Genomic DNA, 18,056 nt, shown 5'->3' with positions numbered 1-18,056 from the left:
GGCGGCACCGGTGACCCCGCGCCGTGCGGCGCGGGGTCACCGGTGCCGGCGGTGTCAGCGGGACGTCTCGGTGTGGACGAAGTCCACGAGGCGGGTCAGGGCGTCGGGGTCCGTGCTGGGCAGGACGCCGTGGCCCAGGTTGAAGATGTGGCCGGGGGCGGCACCGGCCGAGTACAGGACCTCGCGGGTCTTCTTCTCGACCGCCTCGCGCGGGGCGAAGAGCACCGCGGGGTCGAGGTTGCCCTGGAGCGCCTTGCCGGGGCCGACCCTGCGGGCGGCCTCGTCCAGCGGGACCCGCCAGTCCACGCCGACCACGTCCGCGCCGGCCTCGCCCATCAGCCCGAGCAGCTCACCGGTGCCGACGCCGAAGTGGATGCGGGGGACGCCGTAGTCCTCGACGGCCCGGAAGACCTTGACGGAGGCGGGCATGACGTGGCGCCGGTAGTCCTCGGGGGCGAGCGCGCCGACCCAGGAGTCGAAGAGCTGCACCGCGCTGGCGCCGGCCTCGATCTGCACCTTCAGGAAGGCCGAGGTGATGTCCGCGAGACGGTCCAGGAGCTCCGCCCACAGTTCGGGCTCGCCGTACATCATGGCCTTGGTGCGCTCGTGGTTGCGCGACGGGCCGCCCTCGACCAGGTAGCTGGCCAGGGTGAAGGGCGCACCCGCGAACCCGATCAGCGGCGTCGCGCCCAGTTCACCCGTGAGCATGCCGATCGCCTCGGTGACGTACTTGACGTCGTCCGGGTCGAGCGGCCGCAGGCGCTGCAGGTCCTCGCGGGAGCGGATGGGCTGCTCGACGACCGGGCCGACGCCCGGCTTGATGTCGAGGTCGAGCCCGATGGCCTTGAGCGGCACCACGATGTCGCTGAAGTAGATCGCCGCGTCGACCTTGTGCCGCCGCACGGGCTGCAGCGTGATCTCGGTGACGAGGTCGGGCCGCATGCACGACTCGAGCATGGGGATCCCCTCGCGCACCTTGAGGTACTCGGGGAGGGAGCGCCCGGCCTGGCGCATGAACCACACGGGGGTGTGCGGCACGGGCCGGCGCCGGCACGCCAGGATGAAGGGGGAAGCAGCGGTCTGCTGGTGCGCACTCACCCCCGAATCTTCGCATGCGCCAAGTGGGCGACCCGCCCGACCGGGTGTCCTCCCTCACTGCGGGCCCCCTTCGGCCTACGCTTCCGGGCATGGCAGCGGCTCATGGGCACCTCTCGGACGGGAACGACGCCCCCCTCCCGTTCCAGCACGCGGTCGACGCACTGCTGCGCGCCCGGGTACGGCCCGAGGTGGAGCTCGATCCCGTGCCCCCGCCCAAGCGCCTGGCTCCGCACGCGTACGCCCTGGAGGCGGCGGTCGTCGTCGACGACGAGGAGCTCGGGGACGGGCGCCTGGTGCTGCTCTACGACCCCGACGGCCAGGAGGGCTGGCACGGTACGTTCCGGCTGGTCACCCTGGTCCGGGCGGAGCTGGAACCGGAGATCGCGGGGGACCCGCTGCTGCCCGAGGTGAGCTGGTCGTGGCTGACGGGCGCCCTGGAGGGGCGCGGCGCGGCCTTCACCGAGGCGGGCGGCACGGTCTCGCGCAGTTCCTCGCACCACTTCGGCACCCTGGCCAGGCGGGAGGACTCCACCCGCATCGAGATCCGTGCCTCGTGGACGCCGCTCGCGGTGAGCGGCGGCGTTCCGGACATGGCCTCGCACCTGGCGGCCTGGTGCGACCTGCTGTGCACCGGTGCGGGACTGCCGCCGGTGCCCGCCGAGCCCCCGTGCCCCCCGCCGGGGGGCGGCCCCTCGGTGGTGCCGCTGCCGAAGCGGCGCGGCCCGCAGCAGACCCGCTGAGGACCGGCGCGCCCGCGCTGACCACTCGCTTTACCGCCGTCAACACGCTCTGACACCCGGTGACCGCGATCTTCACACCTTCGATCGACCCTGCTCGACAGCCCGTCCGAATTGCCGGAATTGTTACTAAACAAGTCGTGATCATTCTCTAAAGCCGGGCGAAGTTGCTGCCGAAGGAACCTGTGACCCTTCCCGCCAATGTCCCAGGAGGCCCGGTGTCGGTTCTTCTCGAGCACCCCACAAGCCTGGTCGCCTACCGCCCGAACAAGCCGACGGCGATGGTGGTGGTCGCCGATCCCCGCGTACGTTCCACCGTCACGCGCCACTTGTGGGCGCTCGGGGTGCGCGACGTGATCGAGGCGTCCTCCATCGCCGAGGCCAGGCCCAGGGTGGGCACCCCCCGAGACATCTGCGTCGCCGACGTGCACCTCCCCGACGGTTCCGGGCTGACCCTGCTCGCCGAGACCCGGGCGGCCGGCTGGCCCAACGGCCTCGCCCTGTCCGCCGCCGACGACATCGGCGCCGTGCGCAACGCCCTCGCGGGCGGTGTGAAGGGCTACGTCGTCACCGGCACCCGCACCAACCTCGGCATCCCCGGCCGCCCCGGCTCCGTGCCCCTGGGCCCCGCCGGCCAGCGGCTGCAGCGCCGCCCACCGGGAGCCCCCGGCCACGGCGGCGGCTACCGCGAGCTGTCCGGCCGCGAGGTGGAGGTGCTCCGGCTGGTCGCGGAGGGCCAGTCGAACAAGGCGATCGGGGTCTCCATGGGGCTGTCCGCGCTGACCGTGAAGAGCCACCTGGCCCGGATCGCCCGCAAGCTGGGCACCGGTGACCGGGCCGGCATGGTCGCGGTCGCGCTGCGTACCGGCATCATCCACTGATCGACGTCATATCCCGGGTGCGCCCGCCGCCGGAACGTTCCGTCGGCGGGCCCCTGCTGTACACAGATACTCTTGACTGGTGACCGACGCCCGAGAGACCGCAACAGAAGCACCCCCGGCGCCGGTCCCGCTGCTGGACCCGCGCGAGGGCATCCCGCCGGTGACCGCCAGCCCGGAGGCCTTCGCCGACGTCGTCGCGGCTTTCGCCGCGGGCTCCGGACCTGTCGCCGTCGACGCCGAGCGCGCATCCGGCTACCGCTACGGGCAGCGGGCCTACCTGGTCCAGCTGCGCCGCACCGGAGCAGGGACCGCGCTGATCGACCCCGTCGCCTGTCCGGACCTGTCGGCGCTCAGCGCCGCGCTGGACGGCACGGAATGGGTGCTGCACGCCGCCACGCAGGACCTGCCGTGCCTCGACGAGGCCGGCATGCGCCCCACCCGGCTGTTCGACACCGAGCTGGCCGGCCGCCTCGCCGGGTTCGCCCGGGTCGGGCTCGGCGCGATGGTGGAGAACGTCCTCGGGTACGCCCTGGAGAAGGGCCACTCCGCCGTCGACTGGTCCACCCGCCCCCTGCCCGAACCGTGGCTGCGGTACGCCGCGCTCGACGTCGAGCTCCTGGTCGACCTGCGCGACGCGCTGGAGGAGGAGCTGCGCGCCCAGGGCAAGCTGGAGTGGGCCATGCAGGAGTTCGCGGCCATCGCCGCGGCCCCGCCGCCCCCGCCCCGCGTCGACCCCTGGCGCCGCACGTCCGGCATGCACAAGGTGCGCCGGCGCCGCCAGATGGCGGTCGTGCGCGAGCTGTGGAACCTCCGCGACCGGATCGCCCGCGAGCGGGACGTCTCCCCCGGGCGGGTCCTCACCGACGCGGCGATCGTCACCGCGTCCCTGGAGGCCACCCCCAACGCGCACGCGCTGGCCGCGCTCCCCGGGTTCGGGCACCGCATGGGGCGGCGCCAGCTGGAGCAGTGGCAGGCCGCGATCGACCACGCCCGCAGCATCCCCGAGCGCGACCTGCCGCAGCCCGGCCCCGCCTACACCGGCCCCCCGCCGCCGCGCGCCTGGGCCGACAAGGACCCGGCCGCGGCGGCCCGGCTCTCCGCGGCGCGGGCGGCGGTCTCGGCACTGGCCGAGCAGCTGAACCTCCCCCAGGAGAACCTCATCACCCCGGACACCGTCCGCCGCCTGTGCTGGGCGCCCCCGCGCGACCGCAGCCCCGAGTCGGTGTCGGCCTTCCTCCAGGGGGCCGGGGCCCGCCCCTGGCAGGTCGAACTGACGACGCCCATCCTCACGACCGCGCTGGCGGCGAAGCCGCCCGCGTAGCGATTGCCCGGGGTCCGTGGTTGCGGCTTGTTGTTGTGTGCGGGTTGTTTGCGCCTGCGGCGGGCTGTTCGCCCGCCCTCCCACCCGATTGCCCGGCGCGATTGGTGCGGGTCTGCGCTCTGTGCGTGGGTGGTCCGGGGGCAGGGCCTCCGGGGTGGGCATTCTGTACCGCATATTTATGTGCATGACGGGCAGCATTCGCCGGTGCCGTCTGTGCCGCACATCAAATACACGTCAGCGTCCAGAACGCCCACCCCTACGACCCCACCCCCTCCGTATCGACGGCGACCAACGGCCGGTGGGTGGTCACAAGGCAGGCCGGGGCACGGCACCTGCCTAACGCACCCCCAACGGGACACCCTGCGCCCGCACAAGGGGAGGGGGTGTGTCGGGGTGCGCCCCCTGGCCGAAGGCTGAGACGGACGGGCGGCGGACCCGGTGCCGACCGATGCGGGCCTGAACCACGGGGCCGCGGGGTCAGTGAGCGCTTCCGGGTACCCCCGCACGCCTATCTGACCCCCCACCGGCGGTTGTGCGCGCAAACCGGCCGGAGGGGGTGTGGCGGGGTGCGCCCATGGGGGTCCCCCCGGCCGAAGGCTGGGGGAGGGAGGGCGGGTGGGGGAGAAACCCAACCGGCAGCCAGGAACGACCCGAACGCGGGAACGCCGGAGGAAGATCGGCGTGTGACGCGCCCCACCCGCACTGTGCACATCGGTTACCCACGAGTAGCATGTACGCCGGAGCCGCCGTCTTCTGCCCGCGGCAAGCGAACCCGCACCTTGAGGAGAGCCAACGTGCCTCGTACCGCTAGGGACGTCGTCTTCGTCGACGGCGTCCGCACCCCGTTCGGCAAGGCGGGCCCGAAGGGCATCTACCACGAGACCCGTGCCGACGACCTGGTCATCAAGTCCATCCGGGAGCTGCTGCGGCGCAACCCCGCGCTCTCCCCGGAGCGCATCGACGAGGTCGCCATCGCCGCGACCACCCAGATCGGCGACCAGGGACTGACCCTGGGCCGTACGGCCGCGATCCTGGCGGGGCTGCCCAAGTCCGTCCCGGGCTTCTCCATCGACCGCATGTGCGCGGGCGCGATGACCGCGGTCACCAGCGTCGCCGGCGGCGTCGCCTTCGGGGCGTACGACGTGGCGGTCGCGGGCGGCGTGGAGCACATGGGCCGGCACCCGATGGGCGAGGGCGTGGACCCGAACCCGCGCTTCGTGTCGGAGAAGCTGGTCGACGACTCCGCGCTGTTCATGGGCATGACGGCGGAGAACCTGCACGACCGCTTCCCGCACCTGACGAAGCGGCGCGCCGACGAGTACGCGGTGCGCAGCCAGGAGAAGGCGGCGAAGGCGTACGCGAACGGCAAGGTACAGCAGGACCTGGTGCCGGTCTCGGTGCGCCGCACCTCCCCCGAGGGCGGGGAGACCGGCTGGGGCCTGGCCACGGCGGACGAGCCGATGCGCCCGGGGACCACGCTGGAGAGCCTGACGGGCCTGAAGACCCCGTTCCGCGCCCACGGCAACGTGACCGCGGGCAACTCGGCCGGCCTCAACGACGGCGCCACCGCCTCGCTGATCGCCGCCGAGGACGTCGCCCGGGAGCTGGAGCTCCCGGTGAAGATGCGTCTGGTCTCGTACGCCTTCGTGGGCGTCGAGCCCGAGGTGATGGGCATCGGCCCGGTCCCGGCGACGGAGAAGGCGCTGGCCAAGGCGGGCCTGTCGATCTCCGACATCGGCCTGTTCGAGGTCAACGAGGCGTTCGCCGTCCAGGTGCTGGCCTTCCTGGACCACTACGGCATCGCCGACGACGACGCGCGCGTCAACCAGTACGGCGGCGCCATCGCGTTCGGCCACCCGCTCGCCTCCTCCGGCGTCCGGCTGATGACGCAGCTGGCCCGCCAGTTCGAGGACCAGCCGCACGTCCGCTACGGCCTGACCACCATGTGCGTCGGCTTCGGCATGGGCGGCACCGTGATCTGGGAGAACCCGCACTTCGACGGAGGCAGCAAGTGACCACCACCGCCGAGCTCCTCAAGGGCGCCGCCGAGCTGTTCCCGGACGAGGTCGTGACGCAGGCGCACGTGCGCCACCTCGACCTGCCCCTGGGCGCCGGGCGCTTCGCCCTGATCACCCTGGACAACGGCCTGGACCACACCAAGCCGACCACCTTCGGCCCGCAGTCGCTGGCGAACCTGAGCGCCGCCATCGACCAGGTCGAGAAGGAGGCCGCGGACGGCGAGATCGTCGGCGTCGGCCTCACCGGCAAGCCGTTCATCTTCGCGGTCGGCGCCGACCTCAAGGGCGTCGAGCTGCTGAAGCGCCGTGAGGACGCGCTGGCCATCGGCAAGGGCGGCCACGACGTCTTCCGCCGGCTGTCCGGGCTGGCCGTGCCGACCTTCGCGTACTACAACGGCGCGGCCATGGGCGGCGGCGTCGAGGTGGGCCTGCACTGCGGCTACCGCACCGTCTCGTCGGCCATCCCGGCGTTCTCCCTCCCCGAGGTGTTCCTGGGCCTGGTCCCGGGCTGGGGCGGCTGCGCGCTGCTGCCGAACCTGATCGGCGCGGAGCGCGCGGTGAGCGTGATCATCGAGAACTCGCTCAACCAGAACAAGCAGCTGAAGGGCGGTCAGGTCTACGACCTGGGCATCGCCGACGCGCTGTTCGACGGCGCGGACTTCCTGGAGCAGTCGCTCTCCTGGACCGCGGCCGTCCTCAAGGGCGAGATCCAGGTCGTCCGCCCCGAGGTGGACCGTGGCGCGGCGTGGGACGAGGCCGTCGCCAAGGGCCGTGCCTTCGCCGACTCCAAGGTGCACGGCGCCGCCCCGGCCGCGTACCGGGCGCTGGACGTCATCGCCGCCGCCAAGGACGGCGACCTGTCGGCCGGCTTCGACGCCGAGGACGAGGCCCTGGCGGACCTCATCATGGGCGGTGAACTGCGCTCCGGTATCTACGCCTTCAACCTGGTGCAGAAGCGCGCCAAGCGCCCGGCCGGCGCCCCGGACAGGAACCTGGGCCGCCCGGTCACCAAGGTGGGCGTCGTCGGTGCCGGTCTGATGGCCTCGCAGCTGGCGCTGCTCTTCGCGCGCCGCCTGGAGGTGCCGGTGGTCCTCACCGACATCGACCAGGAGCGCGTGGACAAGGGCGTCGGCTACGTCCACGGCGAGATCGACAAGCTGCTGCTCAAGGGCCGAGTCAACCAGGACAGGGCGAACCGCCTCAAGGGCCTGGTCTCCGGCTCGCTGGACAAGGCCGCCGCCTTCGGCGACGCGGACTTCGTCATCGAGGCGGTCTTCGAGGAGATCGGCGTCAAGCAGCAGGTGTTCGCCGAGGTCGAGGCGGTGGTGAAGCCGGAGACGATCCTGGCCACCAACACCTCCTCGCTGTCGGTGAGCGAGATGGCCTCGAAGCTGGAGCACCCGGAGCGGGTCGTCGGCTTCCACTTCTTCAACCCGGTCGCGGTGCTGCCGCTGCTGGAGATCGTGCGCGGCGAGCAGACCGACGACGCGTCGCTGGCCACCGCGTTCGCCGTGGCGAGGAAGCTGAAGAAGACCGCGGTGCTGACCAAGGACGCCCCGGCGTTCGTCGTCAACCGCATCCTCACCCGCTTCATGGGCGAGATCCAGAACGTCATCGACGAGGGCACCCCGGTCGCGACCGCGGAGAAGGCCATCGAGCCGCTCGGTCTGCCGATGTCCCCGCTGGTGCTGCTGGAGCTGGTCGGCCCGGCGATCGGCCTGCACGTCTCCGAGACGCTCAACCGCGCCTTCCCGGACCGCTTCACGGTCTCGGCGAACCTCGCGGCCGTCGTCAAGGCGGGCAAGCGCGGCTTCTACGTCTACGACTCCGGGAAGCCGGAGCTGGACCCGGAGGTCGCCGCGCTCCTGGTGCAGGGCGACAGCGTCCTGACGGAGGAGCAGGTGCGCGCCCGCGTCCTGGACGCCGTCGCGCAGGAGATCGGCATCATGCTGGAGGAGGGTGTCGTCGCCGAGGCGCAGGACATCGACCTCTGCCTGATCACGGGTGCCGGCTGGCCCTTCCACCTGGGCGGCATCACGCCGTACCTGGACCGCGAGGGCGTCTCGGAGCGGGTGAACGGCAAGCCGTTCCTGGCCCCGGGCGTGGCGAGCGTGCCCGCGTAGCCGCACCGCCGTACCGACGGGTCCGCCCCGGCGCCGAGCACGGCGCCGGGGCGGACCTGTGTCAGGACCCGTGTCAGGAGGGGGTCACCACCGGCCGGCGAAGGGGTGGTGGTCGCAGGAGTCGCCGCAGCTCACCCGGGCGTGCACCGACTCCTTGATCCAGTTCCCGTCGGGGATGCCGTGGACCTTGAGCGTGTGCCGGGCGGGCGGCGAGGAGAGCGCGCTGAAGACCGCCACGAACTCCACCGTGTACGTCCCGGGCCGCCAGTCGTGCGGGTGGGTGACGCTCCAGGTCCCGTCGTCCTTCACCGCGGCCTCGGCGATCAGCCGCTCCCCCTCGAGCACCATGACCTTGGACACCCCGGGGGCGGCGGTGCCGGAGAACCGCGGACGCGGGCCGCTCCAGGCGCCGTCGGCGGGACCGGCCACCACCGGGGCTTCGACCCGGTCCAGCACGGTGAAGGGCAGGCCCGTCGCCTGCGAGGGGCCCTGTGCGGTGATCGCCACGGCCTGCAGGACGTGGTCGCCGGCCGCCCAGCCGACCAGGCGCCGCCACTGCCAGACCCCGTTCTGCCCCACCCGGGTGCCGCCGAGGTAGGTCCCGTTCTCGAAGAACAGGAGGTAGGACGTGCCCGCGTCGGCCTTGCCCGTGAACTTCACCTGGGGGCTGACGAGCGCCGACGGGGAGGGCGACGCATGGACCGGCGGCGCCGCGGACGCAACGGGCGAGTGGAGCGCCGACTCCGGGTTCTCCACCGTGAACTCCGGCACGACGGGCGGGAACATCGACGGGGTCAGCGTGCGCGGGTCCACCAGCCCCGGGGGGATTCCCGGGATGTCCTGGAGTGCCCCGGCGAAGCGCCTGGCGACCTCACGGGCTCCGGTCTCGTTGAAGTGGGAGGAGTCGACGTTGCCGTCGGGGTAGTTGGGGTGGTCCCCCGCGTCCAGCCAGTTGTAGTACTGCCGGGCCCTGTTCCAGCCCAGTTCCTGCAGCATCGACGTCGTGATGGCGTTCAGGTCGACGAGCGCGGCACCGGTCTCCGCGGCCACCTCCCGCACGAGTTGCGGGTAGCCGTCGTGCGTGTCCAGGACGGCCCCGTGGGGGTCGAAGACGCAGCGCGCGGACGGCGTCACGAGCAGCGGCACCGCGCCCTCGCCGCGGATGCCGTCCACGTACAGGTACAGGAACTCCTTGAACTCGCGGGGGCTGTGGTACCGCTTCGGGACGTTGATCCGCTGGTCGACGGCGCCGAACTCGACGGCGACCAGGTCCCCCGGCTCCAGCATGTTCAGGAGGGCCACGAACCGGGTGGGGTAGTAGTCGCGGAGGGTCATCGCGTCCCGGGCGTAGTTCCGCACGGAGCACGAGGGCTGCAGGAAATCCGCGAGGCTCTGGCCCCATCCGGCCAGCGGCGCCTCCTGCGCCGTCCGCGAGGCGGCGACGGAGTTGCCGATGATGCAGAGCTTCATCCTGACGTCCTTTCAGCGGCCCCGGTGGGAGCCGCGGCCCGGAGAACGGTGCGGGTCACAACGGCCATTCCGGGAGCCGGCCGGCGTGGTGGAGGGCGTTGCGGGGCGAACCCGTCTCGAACTGGCCGGCCACGGGGAAGTAGCTCGGGAGGAAGGCGGCGAGGATGGCGTCCTGCTCCTCCTCGGGGACGTCGCCGTCGTGGAAGTCGTTGAGGCAGAACACGTCGTTCGGGCGTGTGGTCAGCAGCCGGTTGAGGCGGGTCCGGTGCTCGCCCAGGCCGACGTTCACGAATCCGCAGGAGATCGAGCCGGGCACGCCGCGCCCGGTGTGGTACGCGTAGTAGTGGTGCAGCGACGAGGCGATCGACACGTCGCTGTGACTGCGCAGCCGGCTGGCCGACGTGGCCGCGACCACCTCGGGATAGGCCTCCTCGAGGTCGGCCATGACGCTCCGCCGCAGGGCGTACGGCGCGTGCAGGAAGGAGTGCGTCAGGGACTGCCCGAAGGAGCCGGCGATCAGCTCCCGGTTGTTCTTCGCGGCGCTGATGTTGAAGTCGTCGGCCTCCGTGGCCGGCACCATCGGCACCGCGGTCGGCGACAGGAAGTGCTTGGCCTGCCCGTTGCCGTGGAAGAACAGGCCCGGCTGCACCGTCCGGCCCATGAAGAAGTCGTCGTTGAAGTAGAGGAAGTGCTCCGCCAGGCCCTCGATGTGGTGGAGCCGGCTCTCGATCGCGTGCGAGTTGAAGGTGGGCAGGGCGCCGTGGTCCCCGAAGATCTCGGTGTGGTCGACGACCCGGACCCGCGGGTGCGCGGTATCCAGCCACGCCGGGACCTGGCGGTCCGTCACGATGTAGACGTTGCGGATCCACGGGGCGTACATGTCGACCGAGCGCAGCGAGTAGCGCAGCTCGTCCCGGCTGCGGAAGCGCGCCGCGCTGGCGGCGGCGTCCACGGTCTCCAGCCCGAGCCGGGCCAGCACCTCGTTCTTGCGCTCCAGCCATGCCATGTCCGAGCCGTCGACCCAGGTGTACACGGCGTCGATCGGGAAGGTGACGTCGTCGTGCAGGGTCCGGGTGTAGGGCGCGATGGAGGAGTACGCGCGCCCGGACAGGGTCAGGGGGACCCGTTCCATGGCCCGCTGGGAGACCCGGTCGCCGATCAGGGTCCGGGCGGGCGAGACGAAGACGGTGCCGTCCTCGGGGTCGTCCTCCCAGAAGGAGACGGTGCACCCGTAGACCTCGCCGAGGCGCAGCGTCTGCGACACCGACACCACGCTCTGGTACACGCGGACGCCGGAGCACGGCAGTTCGAGGAAGTCGGTGGCGAGTTCGGCGAAGACGGTGGTGATCGGGTTCTGCCGGTCGTCCAGGAACGCGGCGTACACGGCCTCGTTCCGGTAGCGGTCGGCCAGTTCCTTCAGGAACGCCTCGCGGTGCGAGGCGTGGACGGCGACCGTGCGGCGGATCATCCTGTCGCGCACTACGAAGTACGGGATCGACGCCGCTTCCAGCACGTCGGCGGCGAAGGCGAGGTTGGCCTGGACGATGTCGAAGGGCGACTCCGCGTCCGTGACGCGGCACAGCTGGCCGCCGTTGTGGACGAGCGACGGGCGCTTCTTGGCGATCCGCTCCTGGATGCCGCGCTGCCTGCCCGACCGCACCTGGGTGGCGGGGGCGGGGGTGGCCGCCTTCACGGCACCGTCCGACCCGCTGTACATGGCGTGGAGCGCCTGGCGGTCCGCCTTCGCCGAGGCCCGGCCGCCCTGGGCGCGGAGGTCGACGAGCTCCTGGAAGAAGCCCTCCCACTGCGCCGTGACGACGGGGGGCGCGAAGCGGGCGATCGCATCGAGGGCGTTGGCGCCCAGTTGGTGGCGGAGCGCGGCGTCGCCCATGAGCTGGTCGAGGCGGCCGGCGAGGGTCCCGACGTCGCCGTGCGGCACCAGCACGCCGGTCTGCCCGTCGAGGACGATCTCCCGCGGGCCGTTGGGGCAGTCGTAGGAGACCACCGGCACCCCGGCGGCCTGCGCCTCCATCAGGACCAGCGGGAAGGCCTCGTTCCGGGAGGTCATCAGGGCGATGCTGGCCTTGGCCCACTCCTCCGTCAGGTGCGGGGAGTTGCCGTTCAGCTGGACGCTGTCGTGCAGTCCGAGCTGGGTGATCTGGCGGCGCAGGGCACCGCTGAGCGGCCCGTCGCCGAAGATCCGCAGGGTCCAGGTGGGGTGGTGCGGGGCCACCAGCGACCACGCCTCCAGCGCCTGGTCGATCTGCTTCTCCGCCACGAGACGGCCGGCGATCACCACCGTCCTGCTCTCCAGCGTCGACCGGGGACGGAACCCGGCGGGCAACGCGTTGGGGATCACCGCGATCCGGGGGGCGCTCAGGCCCAGGGTCTCCGCGAACCAGTCGGCCGTGCGGCCGCTCAGCACGGCCAGCGCGTCGAGCCGCGCGGCGTGCCGCAGCAACGGCTCACCACTGGTGCCGCGCAGTTCGGAGACACGGTGCTCCTGGTGCACGGTGATCACCCGGGACGGCGCGAGCCGCACCGCGAGCGCCATCAGCGCCGGTGTGGTGGTGACCAGGATGTCGGTGTCCGTGTCCTGCAGGGCGAGTTCGAGCTCGACGTCCGAGAGCCGGTTGAACGCCGCCTCCCAGTCCCGTTCGACGATGTCGCTGGGCAGCGCCGCCAGCGCGGCGCAGGCCTGGTCGTCCAGACCGGTGCCGCGCAGCGGGCGCTGCACGGGACCGGTCACGTCGACGAGGTAGTCGACGCGGACCCGCTCGTCCGGTGTGAAGAACAGTTCGGCGCGGCTCTTGAACACGCTGAGCACGCGCACGTCGTGGCGGGCGGCGAGTTCGGAGGCCTGGTTGAACACGGCCCGTTCGGTGCCGCCCACCGCGTCGGCGGTGGTCAGCAGGAAGGTGATCCTCATCGGGCCCGCTCCCCGGCCTCGGGCATGCGGGTGCACGTCACGCGGAAGTTGCCCGCGGGGGTGTAGCGGGGATGGACGACCCGAGGGTCCTGTCCGTGCGGCGCGACCACGGCCTGCTGGACGGCGAACACGCGCAGCGGATTGCGCACGTCGTGGAGCCGGCGTCCGAGCCGCATCGGCCGCCTCCCCCGGGAGCAGAGGGCGACGTCCCAGTGCTCGGTCGCCCGCCGGCGCGGCGTCATCTGCGCCAGGGGGACGACGACGTGCCAGGAACCGTCGCCGCCCGCGGTCACGGGCTGCTGGATCCGGCGGCCCGCCGCGGTGAACTCCACACACGGTTCGGCGACCTCGGTGCCGAAGACCCGGAAGGTCACGGTGAGACCGGCGTGCGACAGGTCCACCTTGAGGACTTCGGCACCCGGCCGCGCGGCCGAGGTCACCACCCGCGCGTTCCCGGTCACCGTCCGCCCGATCCGGTACCGGCGGCCGGTGACCGGCGAGGCGGCCATCGGCATCGTGGGGCCGTCGTAGGGCACCGGCGGCTCGACGAGCAGCAGGGGCAGCGTCCGGGAACGCCCTCCCGAGCGCAGCCGCAGGCGGATCTTCCACCGGCCCGTTCCGACCGGGGCGCCCCCCACCTCGTCACCGAGCAGCACCGCGGCGTCCATGAGCAGCCGGCCCTCCTGCCCCTCGTACACCCGGGCCGGGGTGCGGTGGGTCCGCCGCCGGCGGCTCAGCTCGATCTCGGCCTCGCCGGTCCCCGTGACGGAGCCGGGGAGCTCGGCGTGGAGGTTCACGGTCTGTCCGTCGAGGACGGCCGCGTACCGCAGGCGCGCGGTCCTGCGGGCCCTCAGGGGGAGGAAGAACCGCAGCATCAGCGAGGTGCGCAGGGCCGCGGCGCGGCGGTACAGGGTGTTGCGTACGGCGGCCGCCCTGCGGCGGAGGCCCTGGCGGTGGGGTCGGACGGTCATTCGCGGGTGGTTCCCAACTCTGCGGTGCGCCGCGGTGCGGGTCGCCCCTCGGATCCGGGGTCCTCGTAGGGGCTGGGGACGGGGAAGTAACTGGTGAGGAAGGTGTCGAGCATCCGCGCCTGGGCGTCGCGGTCCTCGGGCACCACGGTGTCGTTGACGCAGAACGTGTCGAAGTTCCGCTTGGCCAGCAGGACGTTCAGACGCCGGCCGGCGAGCTCGTCGGCCAGGTCCACGTACAGGTAGCGCAGCTCCCCCGCGGTCGCGCGGGCCGAGTGGTACGCGTGGTAGTGGTGCAGGGACGACGTGATGGGGACGTCGTGGGGCGAGCGGAAGCGGGAGTTCTGGGTGCTGCGGTGCGCCTGGGCGTACACCTGCTCGATCTCGGCCAGCACGCTGCGCCGCAGCGCGTGCGGCGTGTGCTTCATCTTCTGGGAGATGACGGTGCCGAACTGCTGGGCGATGAGTCCGCGGCTGTTCTTGCCCGCCGCGTTGACCGGGAGGTCCTGCGAGGTGACCGTGCCCGGCGGGATGAGGGCCTTGGAGGTGAAGAACTTGCTCAGCCCGTTGGGGTGGAAGAAGTGCCCGGGCTGCACGGGGCGGCCGAGGAAGACGTCGTCGTTCAGGTAGAGGAAGTGCTCCGACAGGCCGTCGATGTGGTGCAGCTGGCTCTCGATCGCGTGCGAGTTGAACGTCGGCAGCGCGCGGGGGTCGGAGAAGATCTCCCGGTGGTCCACGACCCTGAGGCCCGGGAACGTGGTGTCGAGCCAGGCGGGCCGCTGGCCGGCGGTGACCAGGTAGATGTTGCGCACCCAGGGCGCGTACTGGTGCAGCGAGCGCAGCGAGTAGCGCAGTTCGTCCCGGCTGGTGTACCGGGAGTCGTTGGCGGCCTGTTCGTGCAGGCCCTGCTCGGAACGGGAGACGAGGGCCCGGCGGGCCCGGTCCTTGGCCGCGCGCCAGACGGGGTCGGAGTCGTCGACCCAGGTGTAGACGACGTCGATCGGGAAGGGGTGGTCCTCGGGCAGCGGAGCGGTGAACTCGGGGAAGGTACGGGCGTGGCCCGAGGTGTAGGCGTCCGGCAGCGGGCTGAACAGCCGCTGCGGGGCCCAGCAGCGTTCGGCGGTCACGGGGGTCTGGGTCATCACGCGGTTGGGCCGCGGCGCGACCAGCTCGCCGTTCTCCTCGGCCCAGAACTCCAGGTCGCAGCCGGAGTCCCGGCCGAAGACCAGGTTCCCGGTCGGGTCGCAGACGTTCCACACGACGCGCAGGACGCGGTTGCCGCGCAGGCTGCGCCACACGCCGGCGGAGCCCCCGGTGCGCATCTGGCCCCCGGTGACCGGGCCGACGTATCCGGGCTCGCGCTCGAAGGCCTCCCGCAGCACCTCCTCGACGGCGCCGCGCAGGCGCGCCGGCACCGCGACGCCGGGCGTGGCCGAGGACGTCCCGCGGACGCAGAAGTAGTCGATGCCGGCTTCCTCGAACGCCTCGACCAGCAGGTGCAGGTTCCGTGCGCGGGCGGCCCAGGCCGTGACTTCGGGGACGACGACGGCGCGCACGTGCCTGCCGTCCACCCGGACGACACGGGCCAGTCCGGCGAGGCTGTGCCGGCCGCTGCCGCCCCTGCCGCCCAGCGCCCGCACGACCACGGCGGACCGTGTGTCGTCGGCGAGGGTGAGCGAACGCTTCACCGCGTTGCGCAGCGGCTGGGGGACGCCACGGATGATCCGGCGGCGCGCGCGGGCAGGCACGAGCGATCGATATGTCGACACAAGTGCGCTGGCCTCAGGATTGTTGAGGCTCACCACCGAACTACCGCACCACCCAGGAACTGTCGGGCACCGTCAGCACGCCACGCCGCCCGACGCGGGAACCCACCGCCCGCACCACCGCTGACGTCATCACACCCCCCGCCCCGAGGGGCGCACCCGTCTCCACACGCTGCCGTCGGCCCCACGCCGTCGCGAACGCAGCCCACGACGGCCGTCCGTGCCATCGAGCCCCCTCGCACACGAACGCAGACCTCACGGAATGTTTACATGGCCCACGCACTCTGTCCAGGTCGAGTTATTGAAAACGCAAAGTCTGTCACGTAATCGAAACCCGGAACGCAAAACCACTCATATCCGGATCCACTCCGAGAGCGTCAGCCCGCCGTCCTCTTGCTGCCGGGCGAGGCGCGGCCGGCCGTCGGTGCCGATCACGGCGAGCACCACACGTCCGTACGCGTCGTGCGCGAGCGCCGGTCCGCCCAGGCACGGGACACCGGTGTCCGTCCACGCCACCCCGTCGCCCTCCGACTCGGTCACGTACGCGCCGATCACCGCGTTGCCGTTCCGTCCCCGGTGGGCCAGCACCGTGCAGTCGTAGCCGTCGAGCGTGCTGCGCAGCGCCGCGTGCGCGCCGTCCCCAGGGGCCCCGCCCAGCGGGTAGACCCAGCCGCCCGGCCGGTGCGCCACGACCCCGGAGCCGTCCGCGTCGGTCCAGAACCAGGTGATCCGGTCCGGAGCGGTCCCGAGGGCCGCGACGGACCCGGGTACCGGCGCGGGCCGGATGTCCGACGCCCGCTCCATCGCGCCGCCGGGCGCCTGTCCGGCCCAGCGCAGGGCCGAACCCGCGGCCGGTGCCACCAGTTCGACGCGGCCCGACGCGGTGGCCGCCGGCGCGAGCCCCTCCGCGACCTCGGTGCCCCGCAGATCACGCCAGGGCTCCCATGCACCGCCCTTGCCCTCGCGCCGCAGCATGACGCCGCCTCCGGCGTTGCGCACGAAGAGGTGGACGGTGCCCGAGGCATCGACGGCGGCCGCCGGGACGCCCAGCCGCGCGGCCCGCCCGGGCTCCTTGTGCGGGTTGCCCGCCGACACCCACTCGGTCGTGGGACGTCCGCTCTGGTACTGCAGGGCGTACACCACGTCCACCGTCACCCGGCCGTCACCGCCCGGCCGTTCGCGGCGGCCCACGAAGTGCACGAAGGCGTCCCCGCCCTGGGCCACCGACAGGTGCGTGAGGCCGGTCGCGGCGATGACGTCCGGGCCCGTCCACCCGTCGCCGCCCGCCGTGGTCTGCGTCCACCGGAGCAGTCCGTCCCGGCAGGGGGCGTAGACGGTGAGCCTTCCGTCGGTGCCGCGCACCAGCCAGGTGCCGGCGGCCGTACCCGTCGCGGCCTCTCCGGCGACCGGGACGTCCGGGTGCCGGTCCGACCCCCCGGTGGCCCGCCGTCCACGCGCGGCGCGCGCCGCTGCACCCCTCATGACGTGCGGTCACCCCTCCGGACCCATGGGTCCGCACGGATCGGAACCCCAGTTGTTCACATGATATCCATGCAGGCTACACTTCCGCGGATCTCGATCACGAGGGGGAAGGGCTGCGACGCGGTGCGTCGCGACCGGTTCCCCGACCGCGCACCCAGAGGACACCGCACTCCATGCCGCACGCCGTCGCCACCGACCACGAGGCCGCAACGGTCACCGCGCCGCCGGCCCGACGCCGGTCCCGCACCCGCGGGCAGCGGATCCGCAGGATCGTCGTCTGGACGCTCCTCGCCCTCGTCCTGCTCGCCGGTGGCGGCGCATGGTGGGCCTACGCGCACCTCAACTCCAACCTGACCAGCATCGACCTGGACCGGGAACTCGGCCCCGACCGGCCCGAGAAGCTCGCCACCGGCGCCAAGGACATCCTGGTGCTCGGCTCCGACTCCCGCTCCGGCGCCAACAAGGGCCTGGCGGGCGGAAACACCGGCGGCACCGCGCGCTCGGACACCGCCATGGTCATTCACATCCCCGAGGGCCGCAGGAGCGCGGTCGCGGTCAGCATCCCGCGGGACACCCTCGTCACCCGCCCCGAGTGCACGGCCCGCGACGGGAGCACGCTGCCGTCCGCGAAGCGCGTGATGTTCAACTCCGTCTACACCACGGCGGGTCCGGCCTGCGTGGTGAAGACCGTCGAGCGGATCTCGGACGTGCGGATCGACCACTACGTCGAGGTCGACTTCGCCGGTTTCAAGGACCTGGTGGACTCACTCGGCGGGGTCACGGTCACCGTCGACAAGACCATCCACGACACCTCCAGCGGCCTGGACCTCGCGGCCGGCTCGCACCGCCTCGACGGCACCGAGTCCCTCGCCTTCGTCCGCACCCGGCACGGCATCGGCGACGGCAGCGACCTCGGCCGCATCGGGCTGCAGCAGCAGTTCCTGCTGGCGACCCTCGACGAGATCAAGCAGCAGGACCTGCTCGGGAGCCCCGCCAAGGCCTACCGGATCGCGGACTCGGCCACCAGGTCCCTGACGACCGACTCCGGGCTCGGCTCCCTGGTGAAGCTGGCCGACTTCGGCCGCAGCCTGAAGGGACTCGACCCCGGCAACCTGCGCACGATCATGCTGCCGGTGGCCTACGACAAGGTCGACCCCAACCGCGTGGTGGCCGCCGAACCGCAGGCGTCCCTCCTGTGGAAGGCGATCCGGGAGGACACCCCGGTCCCGCGGTCGGTGCTGGAGTCCACGACCGCCAACTGAG

The 18,056-nt window shown here is 72.4% G+C and carries 12 protein-coding genes; 6 read left to right on the top strand and 6 right to left on the bottom strand.

Going from position 1 to position 18,056, the window contains the following annotated elements:
• Window positions 1–54: 54 nt before the first annotated feature.
• Window positions 55–1,098, bottom strand: a complete 1,044-nt coding sequence (gene hemE / locus ACFZAU_RS18075) for a uroporphyrinogen decarboxylase (protein ID WP_500460302.1) — start codon at window positions 1,096–1,098, stop codon at window positions 55–57.
• Window positions 1,099–1,187: 89 nt separating this feature from the next.
• On the opposite strand from hemE, the gene ACFZAU_RS18070 reads away from it, so the two are divergent.
• The 5 genes from ACFZAU_RS18070 (at window position 1,188) to ACFZAU_RS18050 (ending at window position 8,178) form a co-directional block, all read left to right on the top strand.
• Window positions 1,188–1,838: a DUF3000 domain-containing protein gene (locus ACFZAU_RS18070; RefSeq protein WP_500552946.1), complete on the top strand. Its 651-nt coding sequence runs from the start codon at window positions 1,188–1,190 to the stop codon at window positions 1,836–1,838.
• Between the two features lie 215 nt (window positions 1,839–2,053).
• Window positions 2,054–2,716, top strand: coding sequence for a LuxR C-terminal-related transcriptional regulator (locus ACFZAU_RS18065; RefSeq protein ID WP_499601712.1), 663 nt, complete (start codon window positions 2,054–2,056; stop codon window positions 2,714–2,716).
• 79 nt (window positions 2,717–2,795) lie between these two features.
• Complete coding sequence (locus ACFZAU_RS18060; protein WP_500552945.1) at window positions 2,796–4,037, top strand: HRDC domain-containing protein; 1,242 nt, start codon at window positions 2,796–2,798, stop codon at window positions 4,035–4,037.
• A gap of 794 nt (window positions 4,038–4,831) precedes the next feature.
• Window positions 4,832–6,052 (top strand): thiolase family protein, encoded by a 1,221-nt coding sequence (locus tag ACFZAU_RS18055; protein ID WP_500460298.1) that lies wholly within the window; start codon window positions 4,832–4,834, stop codon window positions 6,050–6,052.
• On the top strand, window positions 6,049–8,178 hold the full coding sequence (locus ACFZAU_RS18050) for a 3-hydroxyacyl-CoA dehydrogenase NAD-binding domain-containing protein (protein ID WP_500552944.1): 2,130 nt from the start codon (window positions 6,049–6,051) through the stop codon (window positions 8,176–8,178). Before ACFZAU_RS18055 ends, ACFZAU_RS18050 begins: the two co-directional genes overlap by 4 nt.
• Window positions 8,179–8,262: 84 nt before the next feature.
• Here the strand turns inward: ACFZAU_RS18050 and ACFZAU_RS18045 are convergent, their stop codons facing one another.
• The 5 genes from ACFZAU_RS18045 to ACFZAU_RS18025 form a co-directional block, all read right to left on the bottom strand.
• Window positions 8,263–9,648: a hypothetical protein gene (locus ACFZAU_RS18045; protein ID WP_500552943.1), complete on the bottom strand. Its 1,386-nt coding sequence runs from the start codon at window positions 9,646–9,648 to the stop codon at window positions 8,263–8,265.
• A gap of 55 nt (window positions 9,649–9,703) precedes the next feature.
• Window positions 9,704–12,577 carry a stealth family protein gene (locus ACFZAU_RS18040; RefSeq protein ID WP_500552942.1) on the bottom strand — a complete coding sequence of 958 codons (2,874 nt, stop codon included), beginning with the start codon at window positions 12,575–12,577 and terminating at the stop codon, window positions 9,704–9,706.
• Window positions 12,574–13,548 carry a hypothetical protein gene (locus ACFZAU_RS18035; protein WP_500552941.1) on the bottom strand — a complete coding sequence of 325 codons (975 nt, stop codon included), beginning with the start codon at window positions 13,546–13,548 and terminating at the stop codon, window positions 12,574–12,576. Before ACFZAU_RS18035 ends, ACFZAU_RS18040 begins: the two co-directional genes overlap by 4 nt.
• The gene (locus ACFZAU_RS18030; protein ID WP_500552940.1) at window positions 13,545–15,293 is read right to left on the bottom strand and encodes a stealth family protein; all 1,749 of its coding nucleotides are present in this window, start codon (window positions 15,291–15,293) and stop codon (window positions 13,545–13,547) included. Before ACFZAU_RS18030 ends, ACFZAU_RS18035 begins: the two co-directional genes overlap by 4 nt.
• A 369-nt stretch (window positions 15,294–15,662) precedes the next feature.
• Window positions 15,663–16,793, bottom strand: a complete 1,131-nt coding sequence (locus ACFZAU_RS18025; RefSeq protein WP_500552939.1) for a PLL family lectin — start codon at window positions 16,791–16,793, stop codon at window positions 15,663–15,665.
• A 173-nt stretch (window positions 16,794–16,966) separates the two neighbouring features.
• Between ACFZAU_RS18025 and ACFZAU_RS18020 the strand changes: the two genes are divergently transcribed.
• Entirely contained in the window at window positions 16,967–18,055 is a 1,089-nt protein-coding gene (locus ACFZAU_RS18020; RefSeq protein ID WP_500552938.1) for an LCP family protein, read from the top strand.
• Window position 18,056: the final 1 nt, after the last annotated feature.

The organism is Streptomyces sp. NPDC008238 (genome assembly GCF_042956445.1).
GTDB lineage: Bacteria > Actinomycetota > Actinomycetes > Streptomycetales > Streptomycetaceae > Actinacidiphila.
The sequence above is the reverse complement of the archived record's forward strand: the minus strand, read 5'-3'. Positions and strand labels throughout refer to the sequence as shown.